Here is a 15436-nt window from a genome sequence, read left to right on the forward strand (position 1 = left end):
GAGGGCGCCGCCAACGTCATCTTCCGCAAGCAGATCGCCGAGGCCGAGGACCCCGACGCCATGCGGGCCCGCATGGTCAAGGAGTACAAGGCCGAACTGATGCACCCCTACTACGCGGCCGAACGCGGTCTGGTCGACGACGTCATCGACCCCGCCGACACCCGCCAGGTACTCATCAGGTCCCTCGCGATGCTCCGCACCAAGCACGCCGACCTGCCGTCCCGCAAGCACGGCAATCCCCCGCAGTGACGGAGCACCCTCGACGGCCGGGCGGCAACGCGCGATACGCACCCGGGAAGCCCTGATCCGATCCGCGGCCGAGAGCTTCGCCCGCGAGGGCTTCGCGGTCGTGTCGCTCACCGGGATCAGTACACGGTCAGGGGTGAGCAACGACGCGCTGCACTTCCACTTCGCCGGCAAGACAGCCTTGGCGGAGGCCGCCGAGGAGGCCGCGCCGGCCCGGCTGCAGGCGATGGCGGGCGAGAAGTCACCGGGCGCCCCGAGCCGGCTGCAGCACCTCGTGGAACGTGTCCTGCGTGGGCCGGTTCTCCGCTGAGACGTGCCCGCATTCTTCGATTCCCGTCATCCGCTCGTGAACGAAGCCCCAGGTCAGAGACCTGGGGCTTCGTCGCCGTCGAGGGCCCTGCGGGCCTTATTCGGTGCGCAGGGCCGTGGTCGTGCGGGTCCTGGCGGCCCAGCCGGCGGGCAGGAGCGCGCCCAGGGCGGCGATGAGCAGGCCGCCGAGTGCGAGCGGGAGCAGTTCGGCCCCGTGGTAGACGGCGATGACGGAGTCGGGAAGGCGGAGCCCCACGCTGTCGCCCATCGCGGGGATGATCCGGCCGTGCAGGGCCACGCCGAGCGGCACGCCCAGCGCGCCCGCGACGAGTCCGGTCACGGCCACTGAGGTCAGGACCATCGCGATGGTCTGCCGAGGGGTCATGCCCAGCGCCTTGTGGACGCCGATCTCCCGGACGCGCTCGCGCGTGTCGAGCAGGACGCCGTTCAGCACGCCGCATCCTCCGGGCCCCCCGCCCGTCAGGCGTGGCGGGCGAACGCGACGAGCATCGCGAGCGCGGAGACCGGCAACGGCAGGCTCCCCGCCGGTTTGGTGTCGGAGCCGTACAAGCAGCACGATCGTGGGGGTCAACAGCTCGCCGCCGGCAACGCCCATGATCGCGGCGACCACGACGGTGCCGAACCCGGCCACCACCTGGACCGGGGCGGGCAGGGCGGTGATCACGACGACCAGGCTCATCGCCTTGTTGAGGATGACGGCCGACAGGGCCGCGCGGGGAGGGCCCGAAGATCGTCCCCGCCTGTCGGCGTGCTGTCAGGGCGTGCGCCGCGCGAGGACGAGCAGCACGGCCGGTACGAGGCCGAGCACGAAGCCGGAGGGTCCCAGGATCCAAGCGCTCACGAGGACCCACACACCCAGGGTCCAGCCCGCGTAGCGCGGGATCTCCTGGCCGGTGCGCGCCATCCGCACGGTGAGGAGTCCCAGCAGGAGCAGCGGCACGGCGAGACTGCCCGGGAGGGCCCAGAAGTCGGCCCGTGAGGCGACGACGGCGGGGTCCGTCATGTCGGCACCGCGCAGCTCGCCGCTGAGCCAGTCCCCCCATCTCGACCGCGTGGTGACGGCGAACAGGACGATGTGCGCGGTACCGATGGCGCTCATGCTGCGCCCAGCCCAGGTGTTCAGGGTGCGGGCGCGGGTCCCGCCCGCCGACATGGTTACGATACCGCTAGTTCCGATACTCATAGTTCCGTATGATGCTCGCATGAAGCCCTCGAAGCAACCCACCGGCCGGCCACGGGAGTCCCGCGTGGACGACGCGATCCGAGACGCGGTACGCGAGCTGGTCCGGGAGGGGGGATACGCGGCGCTGACCATGGACGCCGTGGCCGCCAAGGCACGCGTGGGCAAGGCGGCCATCTACCGCCGCCACGCCTCGCGCAGCGAGCTGGTCTTCTCCGCGCTCGTCCACGGGCGCGAAACCGAACCACTGCCGGACACCGGATCGCTCCACGGGGACCTCACCGCGCTCGCGGACCTGATCCTGCGACTCTTCCGCGACCCGGCGGTCACCCCCGCCCTCCCCGGCCTGCTCGCGGAAATCAAACAACAGCCGGACATCGCCGCACGCTTCCGGGACACTTTCATCGCCGGCGAGCGGGCCGAGGTGACAAGGCTGCTCGACCGCGCCCTCGCGCGCGGCGAACTGACCTCGCCCGCCGACCCCGCACTCGTCCACGCCGCCGTACTCGGCTCCTGTTTCGCCTGGGTGTTCCTCCTGGACGAGCCCCCTACGCCCTCCCTCGCCCCCCGCGTCGCCGCGCTGGCGGCCGCCGCCGCCGACGCTTAGGCGCCGATCTCCTTTGGCGTTGGCGACGGCCGTGACGACTTCGGCGGGGTAGCCGGCGCGGTTGTGGGGGGTGCCGCCGTATTCGTCGGTGCGCCGGTCGGGGACAGGCACGGCCATCTGCCGGACGGAGGGGCCGACGAGGCCGTCCATGGAGATGACAGAGGGGCAAGGACGCGCCGGCCGGGGTGGGTGGCGCGCCCGACGTGCACGAGCTGGACGACGACGTGATCCGGCAGCACGACGGGGCAACCGCCGCATCAACACCCTGCGACCCTGCGCCGGAAGAGCTCGACCAGCGATTCCCCGGCCTGCTCGACATGGTCCTCTCTTGAACGAAGGCCCTGGTCGCTGACCAGGGCCTTCGTCGTCGTCCGGACCCCTCCGGGCGGTACGCGCCGGGGTGGGCCGGGAGCGGTCAGAACTCCAGCACCTCGCGGTCGAGCGGATACCGCGCACGGTGGGGTCCGTCGTACGGCGAGGGCGTGATCGGGAGGACGCCGGTCGGCTGGGTGCCCAGGTTGTCGTCCCAGAGGCGGGGTTCGACCTGTCCGACGACGCGGAACTTCCGGAAGGTGAACGGGGGGCTGTCGGTCGGGAAGAACTCGGGCGTGGTCATCACCTGGAAGTGCAGGTGCGGCGTGGTCGAGTTGCCGCTGTTGCCGATCAGCCCGAGGACCCGGCCGGGTTCGACGTGGTCGCCTTCCCGGACCCTGAGCGAGCCGGGCGCCAGGTGGGCGTAGAGCAGGTAGCGGCCGGGCGCGACCTCCACGGTGACGTGGTTGCCGACGGTCTCCTCGATGGGCGGGACCGGCGGCGTGACGGGCGGCGTGTTGTCCGGGATCCCGTCCTGGACCTCCACCACCCTGCCACCGGCCGCCGCCACAACCGGCTGCCGGTAGCTCAGGTAGCTGGTGAGCCGCGCGGGGTCGCCTTCCCAGGTCTGTCCCCGGTCGCCGACCTTGTACCAGTCGATCGCGAAGCGCTGCGGTACGTAGAAGCGGCCGTTGATCGGGCCGAGGCCGCGGCGGTGGTGGGTGTTGCCGCAGCACGACTCGCTGGAGTACCAGGTGCCGGGGCGGACCGGCGCGTCCAGGTTCAGCGGTGCGGTGCGGACGGTCCGGGTGATCTGGACCGTCTCCTCGAACGGGGAGGAGCCGGAGGCGGTGAGGACGGCTCCCGAGAGGTGGTGTTCGAGGGCCTTGGGCACCCACTGACCGCGGTCGAGGACCAGGTCGAGCCAGATAACCCACTGCTGGGAGCCCGGGATGACGGTCGGCGTCGGTCCGGGGGGCGCCGGCGTGTACCCGTCCGCACCCGGCAGGGGGTCGCCCACCGGGTTGGCGGCATCGGCCAGCGCCTGCCCGCTCAGCGAGCCCACCACCCGGTGCGTGCGGGCGTCCCGGACCTCGACGCGGTCCAGCCGCACCCGGGCGCTGCGGGGCAGTGCGTTCGTGGTGAGCAGTTCGTACGAGAGGTGCGTCTTGCCGTCCGTGGCGTCGAACGGCGCCGGTTTGGTCATCACGGCCGCCGTCAACGGCGTGAACTGGGGGGCCGGCGCCGGCGTGGCCGGGCCGGTCCCGTACCCGGGGGCCGTCGAAGCCGTCAGCATGCCGACCGCGAGCACGGCGGCGGCGAGCCCGCGACGTAGCGGGCCGCGGCCGGTGCGGTTGCGAGGGTGGCGCTCTGCCATGGTGCTCTTCCAGTCGTCGGTTCCGGGACCGCGAAGGGCACCGGTACGCCCCGCGCCGAGGCGCAGGCCCATGTAATCCGGCCGAGGGACGCTCCCGGCGGACGGCGCAGGAGTCGGGCTCCGAACTACACCCGTCCAGCCGCACCGGGCCGCCGAGCGGGGGCCGGCACGTACCCCATCCGCGCCCTCCAGGGCGGTGAACAGCGGTCACCACGGGCGTAAGCAGAACCTCCCGGAAGGACCCGCGAAGAGGAATGTCCGCAGGTCATAGGCCATATGGACGACCAAAGCGGCGGTGATTCCCCGGCTTGTGGCGCGGGCTCGGTTCCCGTCATCCGCCCTTGAACGAAGCCCCAGGTCAGCGACCTGGGGCTTCCGGTTTGCCCAGACCCCTGCCGACGTGGCGCACCACGTTCGCCCCACCTGGGCCCAGCCCATCGTGATCTTCCACCGTGCGGTCTCCAGGAGCCCTGTGGATCACGCGGTCGAATCGGATGCGTCGCTGCACAGGTTCCCCCCGGCCGGTCCGGCCGGGTACGGAATAATCAAGGCATGGCAGCCACGCCCAGCGTCTCCGAGGTCCGCCGCGCCAGATTCGCCCGACGGCTTCCCGTCGATCTCTCAGAGCTCGGCGGCCCCGCTCACGGTCACGTCGGCCTTCCGCTGCACCTCGCGTGGTCCGGCCTGTCCCGGTTCGACCTGGACCAACCTCGGTTGCGGATGAGCTGTTATCGGATCGTCCTGGCCGAGGGGCAGCACGATGACCTGGTCCGCTACTTGAACCGAGAGTTGCTCGTCTCCATGTGGCCCGTCCTTCGCACACTGATCAGCCGGGACATTCGCGACGTCTGGGAGAGCGCCTTCGACGAACTGGGGTCCAGCGACCGGGCGGCTGCGTGAATCTCACGGACCTGCACCGCCGTCTCCTCGCGGACGTCCTCGCGGCCGGCGATGTCTACCCGCTCGTACTCACCGGCGGCTACGCCGTCCAAGCGCACGGACTGGTCAACCGAGTCAGCCAGGACCTCGACGTCGCCACCGAGAACTCGGAGCCGATGGAGAGCATTGCCACCACCGTACGCACTGAGCTCGAACATCGCGGTTGGGCAGTCCGGGCGCTAGAGACCGATCCGCTGTCCGCACGGTTGATCGTCACCGACCCCACCTCCGGCGAGGAGTGCGAGGTCGATCTCCTCAAGGAAGTTCTCTGGCGTCCGCCGGTCACGACCGAGCACGGCCTGGTGCTGTCCCTGGAAGACGTGGTCGGGACCAAGGTCCGTGCACTGGCCGACCGTGGCCTGGCCCGCGACCTGATCGACGTCCGAGCCGCGTCCGGCCGTTGGAGTCACACAGAGCTTGAGGAGCTCGGCCGCCGCCACGCCCGCGGCACCTTCGACCTCACTGATCTCCAGTCCAGGCTTGCGGGAGCCGACTGGATCGACGACACCGAGTTCGCCGCGTACGGACTCGACGAGCAAAGCATCGGCGAACTGCGTCAGTGGGCACAGGCATGGGCTGACGACATCGCCGAGCGCCTTCTTGAACTGGAAGAACCACCCGAAGACTGACCCGCTTGGTTCTGGAACCCGACCCAGCGGCACCCGGCAGACGTCCACGGACCGCGGGAACTCCCCATTGACGAGCCCAGGAACGCGTGCCACAACGTGCCAGTAAGGGCGGTGAACAGCGGTCATCAGAGGTTCGCCCGAGGCGGCCGGGGCAGACCCGTCAACAGACGTTCTCGCAGGTCAGGTGCCGTACTCCCGCCCAAGTGCCGGACGATTCCCCAGCTTGTGGCGCGAGTTCGATTCCCGTCATCCGCTCATGAGAGAAGGCCCAGGTCAGCGACCTGGGCCTTCGTCGTTGTCTCGACCTCCTCAGCTCCTCCGCGCCCCGCTCGCCGGACTGCCTCCGCTCCCCCGGTGCAGGCTGGGGGACGGGCCGAGCAGCGTGGTCGGCTGGGCCGGTAGGGTCGCGCGCATGTGGGCGGGAGTAGACGCGGTCGACTGGTCTGAGCTGAAGCACAACTACGGTTCTGCCGAGGAGATACCGGTACTGCTCCGCCGGTGCGCCGGCCCGGATTCGGACGATGCCGAAGACGCCTCGTCCGAGTTGCTCAACCTGCTGTTTCATCAGGGCGGTTGGATCTGTTCCGCCGCATCGGCCGCACTACCCTTCATGCTGCGCCTGGCAGCGACACCACAAGTACCGAGCCGCTGCGCGATGCTGGAACTGGTGGCGATGCTGGCAGCGGAAGCCGGGCGAGTCGAAGCCCGGTTCCTCGATCCGGGTTGGGCATCGGCGTGGGAGCGGGCTCTGCCCGAGCTGCTGCGGCTGTTGGAGGTTCCCGAGCCGGGTATCCGGCGAGCCGCAATCGACGTGCTCGGGGCCTGCGACAGCCGTGGTGAACTGATTCTTCCCGGGCTGCTCCGGTCCTGGGAGGCAGAGGACGATCCGGCGACTCGCCTTGAGCTGGTTCTCGCCTTGGGTCACGCTGCGATGCGTGCGCCGGCCGGCGCACGCAGCGCCGAGGTCTTCGACCTGCTCCATGAACTGCTCGACGCTCCTCAGCCTCAGATGCGCCTGGCGGCGGTGCACGCGCTGGCCCCGACCGATCCCGACCTTCCTGCCCGGCGGCTGGACGTCTTGCTCGAAGCGGTCCGGGACCCGAGCGTCGAGTTGTGGCGCCACACCAGCTCGGTGCAGGCCGGAGTACTGGGTGTCCACCACTGGACCTCGGGACTGTTCACCGGACCAGCCCCCGACTTCACGCTGGGAGTGCTGGCGGACCATCACGACGACGAACAGCGGATCGCCGCCCTGGCCCAGGCGGGTGGCCTGCTGTCCCAGTGGCGCTCACCGGCCGCTCCCCTGCTGCCGCGCCTGGTCGGACGGCTGGACGATCCCGTCGCCGAGGTCCGTTTCCGGTCCGTCGAGCTGCTGGCCTGCCTCGGCCCGACGGCCGCCGCCCACGCGGACGAGGCCGCCTGCCTGCTCGCCGACAGCGCGGTCCGCACCACACGGAGAGGGGAGAGCGTGGGTGAGGGCGCCTTGTGGGCGCTGGCCCGGATGAACGATCCGCGATGCCTGCCTGGCCTGATCGAGCTCATCGCCGGCGCGCGATCCGGCTTCGCGTCGAACTCCGCCCACTATCCCGCGTCCGAATGGCATCACGTCGGCCTCCCCTCACTCCCTGAGGTGCTGCGCTACCTCCCGGACCACGCCGAGCTGCTCCTTCCGGCGATCTGCGACCGGATAGGCACCGTCGCGGACGACCGCCTGCTCCACCGGATCTGCGAGACGCTCGCCGAGTGGGGATCGGTGGCGGAGAAGGCCGTTCCACGATTGCTCGGCCTCCTGGAGGACGACCGGACCTGGACCGCGGCTGCAACGGCCCTGGCAGGGATCGGAAGGGGCGGGTCCGAAGCGGGAAGCCTGCTGCTGTCCCGGGTGGGTGTCGACGGGCCACACGGAGAGCTGGCGGCCTGGGCGTACTGGAGGGTCTGCGGCGAACCCGGACCGGCCTTGGAGCTCCTCGGTCGCAGCCTTGTCGAGCAGCGGATCCGGCATCCTGAACTGCGAAAGCTCGCTGGGCTGGGAGCACATGCCGCACCCCATGCGGACCGGCTCAGGATGATGACCACGGGCACCGACCCCTGGACCCGCGTCGAGGCCGCGCATGCGCTGTGGGCCGCTACCGGCGACACCGAGACCACCGTTCCCATCCTGACGGCGGTCGTACGTGACCTGGCCGAGGAGACCTACCTGCCGGTCATGCTTCCCGCAGTCCGGCACCTGGCCCGGATCGGCCACGCGGCCCGACCCGCCGCGGAGCTCCTGTGCGGCGTACCGGCCGGCAACCGGCGGCTGCGGTCCAACGGCGGCTGGCGAGGCTTCAACCAGGACGAAGAGATCCGTTCCGCCGTGCGGGAGCTGCTCAGTACGTCATCCTCTTGAAACGAACGCCTCGGCCGGCCTCACCCCTGGTGAGGAGTTGCACATGCGTGGCACGCCCATACCCCGACCGTGCCTTTCCGAGCCTCCGCATCCCCACCCACGCACAGGCCGACGAGCGCACCGTGGCCTCACCACCCACGCATGGTCGCCGTACTAGTCATCCTCGCCGAAGCCTTCCTGGATGTTCTCCTGCTTGCAGGACGGGCAGACGATGGAGGCGTGTGAATTGCTGCCGCCTTCGTGAGGGAAGTAGCTCGTTCCGCCCGAGAGCGACGACTGGCACCACTGGCAGGTGCGGCCGCCACCGTTCTTGCCACGGTTCGACGGGGCGACGAGCGTGCCGTCTTCATCGAAGTAGACCCGCCACCCGAAGCAACTGTCGTTGTGGCATTCGTACCGGCCCGAAAGCTCTCCCGAGTCGGCCCACAAGTCTTCCCCACAGTCGGGACAGGCCCGCCTCGAGCCACCACCGATGCTGCGCGACAGCTTGTCGAAGAAGCCCATCCTCGCCCTCCCCTTGGACGCCGCTCGTGTGGCGGCCGTCGCTCTTGCACAGCATCCTGCCAGCTGGGGACTTCGATGACCGTGGACTTCGTCAGGGGACCAGGCACGTGCCCCATCCGTGCCCTTCACGACGGTGAGCAGCGGTCACCACAGGTGCGGGCGGTTGCCGGCCGGGCTGTGGGAGGAGTGGCTTCCCCTCCGGCGGGCAGGGGACCGACGGCATGCTCCGCCGTGGCTCCGCAGGCGGGTTCCGGGAGCGTCCGGTGCTCAGTCGCGAGAACGCCTGGTGCCGTGGACGGCCCTGCTCGCCCTGGGGTCCGTCAGCCCTGGGGAGAACGGCTGCCTGCTCGCGACCGTCCGGTGTTCTCCGTATCCGGCGACAACCGTTCCCCGTTCCGGCCTGCGGAGCCAAAGCCGTCGGCGTCGAAGTCGTGGACCACGTCACGGACTCGGTCCGCGCCGGTGAACGCCGCCTCAGCGGTCCTTGCCCGATGCGGCACCAGCAGTCCCTTGCCCGGGTTGTGGCGGGCGCTGGGCGTGGTGGTCCAGCAGGCGGGTGAGCAGCTGGGCGAACTGGTCGCGTTCGGCGGGCGCCAGGGGTGCGAGGAGTTCCTCGTGGAGGTCGTCGAGGGCCCGGTCGAGGAGAACGAGCCGGCTGCTGCCCCGGTCAGTGATCGTGACGACGTTTCGTCGGCGGTCGTGGGGATCCGGTGTTCGCTCGACGAGGCCGCGTTCGGCCAGCTCGTTGAGGACGCCGACCATGTCACTGCGGTAGATGCCGGTGCGCCGGCTCAGTGCCGCCTGACTGCCCGGGCCGCGCTCCTGCAACGCGGCGAGCACCGCGTAGTGCCACTTGCCGGCGTCGAGGCGGGCCAAGCCCGCGGTGATCAACTGATCCGATTGCGCGGACACCTGCGCCAGCAGGCGGCTGACCCGTTTGCGCAACCTGTCCGGCGTCTGCCCGGGGTCGGGAACGTCCATGGCCTCGGCCTTGCTGGTCATGGCAGCGATTCTACCCCGTTGCGTTAGTGGGACTAACGATATACATTCGCACTCACGCCAAACTCGTTAGGCAGATAAACGTTAGAGCGACAAACGAATGGGGGGCATGCCGTGACCGGCAGCCGGCCGTTCGGCACCGCCCTCGTCGGCCAGACCTAGAAGGCCCTCGACGCGATCCTGACCGTCACCTGCCCCTGCCCCCTCACCCGGCTCGGAACTCGGAACAAGGAGCACCTCATGCCCGCGATCGACGTTCTCGACTCGACCATCCACTACGAAGACCACGGCAGCGGAGCCGCCATCGTCTTCCTGCACGGCAACCCCTCCTCCTCCCACACGTGGCGGAACGTCATTCCCCTGGTCGGTGAGGGCCGGCTGATCGCACCCGACCTGATCGGCATGGGCCGCTCGGGCAAGCCCGTCAGCGACTACCGGTTCGCCGACCACGCCCGCTACCTGGACGCGTTCTTCGACGCGCTCGGCCTGGACCAAGTCGTGCTCGTCGGCCACGACTGGGGTGGCTCGCTCGCCTTCGACTGGGCGGCCCGGCACCCCGACCGGGTGCGCGGCCTCGCGTTCTTCGAGACGATCGTCCGCCCGATCACTTCGGCCGAGCTGTCCGAGCAGGCCCGCGCCCGCGCCGTGAAGCTGCGCACCCCCGAGGGCGAAGACCTCGTCCTCGACGGGCACTTCATGGTGAACGCGGCCTACACCGGGGGGGTCCTCAACCCGCTCGACGACGAGCAGATCGACGTCTACCGGGCCCCGTACCCCACCCGCGAGAGCCGCCGCCCGCTCCTGAACTGGACGCGCTCCCTGCCGATCGACGGCGACCCCGCCGACGTCACCGCCCGGATCGAGGGGTACGGCCCCTGGCTGGCCGACAGCCACGGCGTCCCCAAGCTCCTGCTCACCTTCGACTCCGCGCCGACCCTCCTCATCACCCCCGAGGTCGCCGCCTGGTGCCGGGACAACATCGCGGCCCTCCAGGTCGAACACCTCGGCCCCGCCGGCCATCACGCCACCGAGGACCAGCCCGAGTCGATCGCCAAGGCGCTGTCCGCCTGGCTGGACCAGCACGACATCCGCGTGCGCTGACCCCGCGGGGGCCACGGGGCCATGTGCGCCGGTATTGCGTCCCGCTGTCGCGAACGCCGGAGCCCCTCGCGGACACGACCGCGCCCTCCGGCGTTCGCCGACGCCACTTCGTCCCTGCCGCCGTACGCGACGTGGGTGCGGGGTCGCCGACATCGAGTCGTGGCTGACCGGGCCGGTCCGATCACTTGCCGCTGTTCTCGGCGAGGGTGTGGGCGACGAGGGCGTTGGCGTGGCCGTGGCCGAGGCCGTGCTCGGACTTGAGCCAGCCGACCAGCTCCATGTGCTTGGTGAGCGGGGAGGAGCGGATGAGGTCCTTCCACTCGGCGATCGGGCGGCCGTACTTCTTCTCGATGGACGGGAAGTAGCTGGCAGGACCCTTCACGGCGTCGGTCATGGGGTGCCCCCGTTTCGTATCATGATGATCTTGGTCGTATCGATGATGCCGGAGGGAACGGCGGTCGACTAGCGGTCGGCCGGGGCGCCCGCCAGGCGGGCCGTCACCGCGCTCAGCCACAGCAGGCCGAGACCGACGCCCACGGTGAACGCCAGGACCGAGGCGGCCGAGGCCATGAAACCGGCGAGGACGACCACGGGTACGACGCGGGACGCGACGGCCCAGCCGCGAAGGCCCCGGGCGGCGAGCGGACGGGCCAGCACCACGAAGGCGGCGCACAGGGCGAGATAGCCGATCATCCCGCCGAACATGTGGACGGCGCCGTGCCCGCTCATCACGGTCGCCTCGGGCGCCCCGACGGGAAAGCCCGCCCCGGCATCGGCCGGGAAGGCCGCCGCGGCCCAGAAGGAGGCGCCGAAGACGCCGACCAGGGCCGGCCCCCACGTCCCGCCGGGGCCACCGCGCAGCGCCCGCCGCAGGCCGGTCGCGCCGGCGATCAGCAGCGCGCCGGTGAGCACGAAACTCGCCGTCTGGATCCAGCCCGCCCCGCCGAGGGCGAGCTGGCTGATCGCGTTCCGCGTGAAGTCGAAGCCGTCACGCGTGCGTCCCTGGGCGAGTCCGGCCGCCAGGAACAGCGGACCCGCCACCACACCGCCGGCCAGGGCCCACCGCGCCGTGGATCGCGCGGCGGACGCGGCGGAGAGGACGTGGCGGGGTGCGGTGAGCATCTCGGTCATGGTGGACCTTCCTCGCTTCGATGTCGTTCGCACCTATGACCGACGGCGAGGAGCGGAGTCATCGCCCCCTCCGACGTGAAGTGGATCACACGCGGGTCGAGCGGCCTCCCGTCCGTGCCCGTCGCCGGAGGAACGTGCCTCGTGACGACGGCCCTCATGCGGTGACCCGTGTCAGGACACGGGTCGGTCGCTCAGGTCGTGTGGGGTGCGCCGAGATAGGGGAAGTCGGGGAGCAGGTCGGTGTGGGGTCCGATGTGGTCGGTGGGGACCTTGCCCGCGGTCAGCATCGCGAGGCGGGCGGACGTGACGTCGTCGGTGAGGGTGCGGCCGTTGGGGTAGGCGGCGGGGGCGCCGCGGTCGTAGCGGAGGACGTCCGGCAGGACGGTGCGCAGGGCTTCCTCGGCCGCCGGGCGGTCGTACCCGCCGAAGTGTTCGAGGACCTCGGCCCACGGTTCGTGGTAGGTGGCCCAGTCGTCGGCGGGCTCGCCCGCGTTGTAGGCGTCCTTGACGTCCTCGGCGTTGAAGTACGCGGTCAGGGACGGGTGCGCGCCCCGGTCCACCGACTTCAGCTGTCCGTCCTGCCAGAGGCTCACCCGCCCCCAGACGCCGATGACGGGGTGCGTGCCGAGTTCGGCGTCCGGCATCTCCAGCACGAGGGCGAAGACGTTCTTGTCCGCGCCCCAGTCCACTCCGGTCCACTGGAACTTGGCGACGATACCGTCCAGGTCGGCGAAGAACGGGTCGCTGCGGAACCCGGCGAAGAACTTGTACGGTCCGCTCTCCGCCGTCGTGGGCTCGGAGCCGAAGGCGACCGGCACGTCCGTGAAGATCTGCTGACCGGCGGCTTCGTGGGAGCGGGCCTGGTCGCCGGTGGCCCGGTGGACGGTGACGGTCTGCCGGCCGTCCGCGGGCGGGGAGAAGACGAAGCTGAACGCCACGTCCGCCTGGTGGTCGCCGTCGGTGTCGACGTTGATGCGGTACACCGCGTCCGGATGGAAGGCCGTACCGCCGGTCGGAGCGACCGGGTTGACGTTCAGGATCAGTACGGTCCGGTCACCGGGCACGGTGAAGGCGAACAGGTCCGTCATGTCGAGCCGGGCATCGCCCAGGGGGGACCGAAGATGGGGGCCGCTGAGGTGGTGAGACATGCCACCAGCATCAGCGGTTCCGTTTCTCCGCGCCCGCCGGCGAAGGCATCGTCGACGCGAATTCACACCAATGCCGTGCCACTGGCGCAGTGCGCTCGCGCCACCCGCCGGCAGTACCGCCGCCCCGCTCTCTACGTGCCCATCTCGCAGGAAGTGCCGCTCAGAGGGGAGTGACGCACCACCGCCACCGCCCAGGCGGGGGCGCCGGTGCCGGTAGCCCTTCCCCCGGCGTCCACCGACCGGTGGACGCGAGGTTCAACCGGCCGGGCGTGTCGGGCTCCGCCCTCCGCCGACCAGGATCCCGGGTATGAGTCAACTCCCTGTACGGATAGCCCGATGGAGCGCCCGGCACGCGTGGCGTGCGATCGCCGGCTGGTTCGCGTTCGTCATTCTGTGCCTCGGCGTCGGCATCGCGGTCGGTACCGACGAAGCCGGTGTCGAGGACTTCCGGGTCGGTGAGGCGGGGCGCGCCGAGGCCATGGCGGCCGAAGGGGGCCTGCAGCGCAGACCCACCGAGCAGATCATGTTCTCCGCCAGGTCCGGACCGCTGGACGCGGACGCGGTCGACTCCGCGGCCCGGGACCTCACCGAGCGGATGCGGAAGCTGCCCGAGGTGGACAGCGTGGCGGCCCCGGTCCGTTCCGAGGACGGCACGGTTGTCAGGGTCTCGGTGGTCCTGAAGGGCCCCGAGCTGGACGGCAAGAAGAACGTCGCCCCGCTCCTCGAACAGACGGCGAAGGTGCGCGACGGCCACCCGGACCTCGTCGTGGAGGAGACCGGCTCCCCCTCCATCAGCAAGGGTGTCAACGATCAGCGCGGGAAGGACCTCGCGCTCTCCGAGCGCATCACGCTGCCTGTCACGCTCGTCACCCTGCTGATCGTCTTCGGATCGGTGGTCATGGCCGGCGTGCCGCTGCTGCTTGCGCTCTCCTCGATCGCCGCCGCCCTGGGACTGTCCATGATCGCGTCCCATGTCCTGCCCGACCCCGGTGTCGGGACCAACATGATCCTGCTCATCGGCCTGGCGGTGGGAGTCGACTACACGCTCTTCTACCTCAAGCGCGAACGCGAGGAACGGGCCCGTGCCGGTGGCCGACTCGCCCCGGAAGCCCTGGTGGAGCTGGCGGCGGCGACCGCGGGCCGGGCCATCGTGGTCTCCGGCCTCGCCGTGATCGTCTCCACCTCCACCCTGTACCTGGCCACGGACGTCATCTTCTCCTCGCTGGCGACGGGCACGATCCTGGTCGTGGCGGTCGCCATGGCCAGCTCCCTGACCGTGCTTCCCGCGCTCCTCGTGACGATCGGCCACCGGACCGAGCGCCGTGCGGCCCGCCGGGCGAGCCGCGGCAAGCCGGTCCGCACGAAGCGGGCGGAGGCCGAGACGGGCCGGGTGTTCGGCGCCCTCATGCGGCCCGCGCAGAAGCGTCCCGCCCTCACGCTGTGCGTATCGGTGCTGGTCATGCTCGCCCTGGCGGCGCCCGCGCTCGGCCTGAGACTCATCGACCCGGGCAAGGACACCTTCTCCCGCGACATCCCGGCCATGCAGGTCTACGACCGGCTGAACGCGGCCTTCCCGGAGCTTCTGGTCAAGCACGAGGTCGTCGCCCGCTCCACCCCGGACCGGGCCGCGGAGGTGAGGCGTGCTCTGGCGGACCTCGGGCGACGGGCGCAGGCCGATGCCCTGTTCGCCGGGAACGCCGAGCCGAAGGTGCGTACGTCGGCCGACGGCCGGATCAGCGTGCTGGAGCTGGCCGTCCCGTTCCCCGCGCCCTCCGCCGAAGCGATCGAGTCGCTCGGCCATCTCCGAGAGGACTACCTGCCCGCCACGGTCGGCAAGCTGTCCGGCGTGGAGACGGGGGTGAGCGGTGACGTGGCGCGGGGCCGCGACTACGTGGATCACGAGAACGGCAAGCTGCCGCTGGTCATCGGGTTCCTGCTGCTGGTGACGTTCGTGATGACCGTGTGGGCGTTCCGCTCCGTGGTCGTCGGCCTGATCGGCGTCGTACTCAATCTGCTGTCCGCCGGGGCCTCGCTCGGCCTGCTGGTCGTGTTCTTCCAGGGCACGTGGGCAGAGGACCTGCTGGCCTTCGACTCGCTCGGCGCGATCGCGTCCCGGGTACCGCTGTTCCTCTTCGTGATCCTCTTCGGCCTGTCGATGGACTACCAGGTGTTCGTGGTCAGCCGGATCCAAGAGGCGATGCAGAACGGGATGTCGGCCCGCGAGGCGGTGCTGGACGGCATCAGCCGGTCGGCCAAGGTGGTGACCAGCGCGGCGATCGTGATGGTGACGGTGTTCGGCGCCTTCGTCGCCCTGCACCTCACCGAGATGAAGCAGATGGGCTTCTGTCTGGCGGTGGCCGTGCTGCTGGACGCCGTGGTCATCCGGCTCATGGTCCTGCCGTCGCTCCTGCTGCTGCTCGGCGAGCGGGCGTGGTGGCCGCTTCGGGCGGCGCGGCCGTCCCTTCCGGCGCAGCCGTCCCTTCCGGCGCCGACCGCCGCCCCCGCCGCCCCCGCTGCCCTTCCGTTCGAGAACGTAGGGTGAC

The 15436-nt window shown here is 70.6% G+C and carries 16 protein-coding genes and 1 pseudogene; 9 read left to right on the forward strand and 8 right to left on the reverse strand.

Annotated elements, in window-relative coordinates; translation table 11 throughout:
* On the forward strand, positions 1–249 hold a 249-nt coding region (locus ABZ318_RS21330; protein ID WP_356904052.1), incomplete at its 5' end, for a carboxyl transferase domain-containing protein.
* Between the two features lie 55 nt (positions 250–304).
* Complete coding sequence (locus ABZ318_RS21335; protein WP_356904101.1) at positions 305–556, forward strand: TetR family transcriptional regulator; 252 nt, start codon at positions 305–307, stop codon at positions 554–556.
* A gap of 96 nt (positions 557–652) precedes the next feature.
* Here the strand turns inward: ABZ318_RS21335 and ABZ318_RS21340 are convergent.
* Together ABZ318_RS21340 and ABZ318_RS21345 are read right to left on the reverse strand one after the other, a co-directional pair.
* A pseudogene (locus ABZ318_RS21340) lies at positions 653–1012 on the reverse strand (ABC transporter permease); the annotation flags it as partial.
* 318 nt (positions 1013–1330) lie between these two features.
* The gene (locus ABZ318_RS21345) at positions 1331–1891 is read right to left on the reverse strand and encodes a DUF6463 family protein (protein WP_356904053.1); all 561 of its coding nucleotides are present in this window, start codon (positions 1889–1891) and stop codon (positions 1331–1333) included.
* Between ABZ318_RS21345 and ABZ318_RS21350 the strand changes: the two genes are divergently transcribed.
* Positions 1779–2363, forward strand: coding sequence for a TetR/AcrR family transcriptional regulator (locus tag ABZ318_RS21350; RefSeq protein WP_356904054.1), 585 nt, complete (start codon positions 1779–1781; stop codon positions 2361–2363). The two genes, ABZ318_RS21345 and ABZ318_RS21350, sit on opposite strands and share 113 nt — an antisense overlap.
* A 203-nt stretch (positions 2364–2566) precedes the next feature.
* Complete coding sequence (locus tag ABZ318_RS21355; protein WP_356904055.1) at positions 2567–2695, forward strand: hypothetical protein; 129 nt, start codon at positions 2567–2569, stop codon at positions 2693–2695.
* An 83-nt stretch (positions 2696–2778) separates the two neighbouring features.
* Here the strand turns inward: ABZ318_RS21355 and ABZ318_RS21360 are convergent, their stop codons facing one another.
* Complete coding sequence (locus tag ABZ318_RS21360) at positions 2779–4053, reverse strand: M23 family metallopeptidase (protein WP_356904056.1); 1275 nt, start codon at positions 4051–4053, stop codon at positions 2779–2781.
* A 552-nt stretch (positions 4054–4605) separates the two neighbouring features.
* On the opposite strand from ABZ318_RS21360, the gene ABZ318_RS21365 reads away from it, so the two are divergent.
* The 3 genes from ABZ318_RS21365 to ABZ318_RS21375 all read left to right on the forward strand — a co-directional run bounded on the left by ABZ318_RS21365 (position 4606) and on the right by ABZ318_RS21375 (position 8010).
* Positions 4606–4953 (forward strand): transcriptional regulator, encoded by a 348-nt coding sequence (locus ABZ318_RS21365; protein ID WP_356904057.1) that lies wholly within the window; start codon positions 4606–4608, stop codon positions 4951–4953.
* Positions 4950–5621, forward strand: a complete 672-nt coding sequence (locus tag ABZ318_RS21370) for a nucleotidyl transferase AbiEii/AbiGii toxin family protein (RefSeq protein WP_356904058.1) — start codon at positions 4950–4952, stop codon at positions 5619–5621. Before ABZ318_RS21365 ends, ABZ318_RS21370 begins: the two co-directional genes overlap by 4 nt.
* Positions 5622–6033: 412 nt before the next feature.
* Entirely contained in the window at positions 6034–8010 is a 1977-nt protein-coding gene (locus ABZ318_RS21375) for a hypothetical protein (RefSeq protein WP_356904059.1), read from the forward strand.
* A 153-nt stretch (positions 8011–8163) separates the two neighbouring features.
* Here the strand turns inward: ABZ318_RS21375 and ABZ318_RS21380 are convergent, their stop codons facing one another.
* Positions 8164–8514, reverse strand: a complete 351-nt coding sequence (locus ABZ318_RS21380) for a hypothetical protein (RefSeq protein ID WP_356904060.1) — start codon at positions 8512–8514, stop codon at positions 8164–8166.
* Positions 8515–8988: 474 nt separating this feature from the next.
* Complete coding sequence (locus tag ABZ318_RS21385) at positions 8989–9516, reverse strand: MarR family winged helix-turn-helix transcriptional regulator (RefSeq protein ID WP_356904061.1); 528 nt, start codon at positions 9514–9516, stop codon at positions 8989–8991.
* Positions 9517–9753: 237 nt separating this feature from the next.
* Here ABZ318_RS21385 and ABZ318_RS21390 point away from each other — a divergent pair, with 237 nt between their 5' ends.
* The gene (locus ABZ318_RS21390; RefSeq protein WP_356904062.1) at positions 9754–10614 is read left to right on the forward strand and encodes a haloalkane dehalogenase; all 861 of its coding nucleotides are present in this window, start codon (positions 9754–9756) and stop codon (positions 10612–10614) included.
* Between the two features lie 181 nt (positions 10615–10795).
* Here ABZ318_RS21390 and ABZ318_RS21395 read toward each other — a convergent pair whose 3' ends face one another.
* The 3 genes from ABZ318_RS21395 to ABZ318_RS21405 all read right to left on the reverse strand — a co-directional run bounded on the left by ABZ318_RS21395 (position 10796) and on the right by ABZ318_RS21405 (position 12893).
* Positions 10796–11008, reverse strand: coding sequence for a DUF4287 domain-containing protein (locus ABZ318_RS21395; RefSeq protein WP_356904063.1), 213 nt, complete (start codon positions 11006–11008; stop codon positions 10796–10798).
* Between the two features lie 68 nt (positions 11009–11076).
* Positions 11077–11745, reverse strand: a complete 669-nt coding sequence (locus ABZ318_RS21400) for a DUF998 domain-containing protein (protein ID WP_356904064.1) — start codon at positions 11743–11745, stop codon at positions 11077–11079.
* A 191-nt stretch (positions 11746–11936) separates the two neighbouring features.
* Entirely contained in the window at positions 11937–12893 is a 957-nt protein-coding gene (locus ABZ318_RS21405; protein WP_356904065.1) for a DUF4331 family protein, read from the reverse strand.
* 307 nt (positions 12894–13200) lie between these two features.
* Here ABZ318_RS21405 and ABZ318_RS21410 point away from each other — a divergent pair, with 307 nt between their 5' ends.
* Positions 13201–15435 carry an MMPL family transporter gene (locus ABZ318_RS21410; RefSeq protein WP_356904066.1) on the forward strand — a complete coding sequence of 745 codons (2235 nt, stop codon included), beginning with the start codon at positions 13201–13203 and terminating at the stop codon, positions 15433–15435.
* Position 15436 lies beyond the last annotated feature (1 nt).

This window comes from Streptomyces sp. NPDC006197, from assembly GCF_040613865.1.
Taxonomy (GTDB): Bacteria; Actinomycetota; Actinomycetes; order Streptomycetales; family Streptomycetaceae; genus Streptomyces.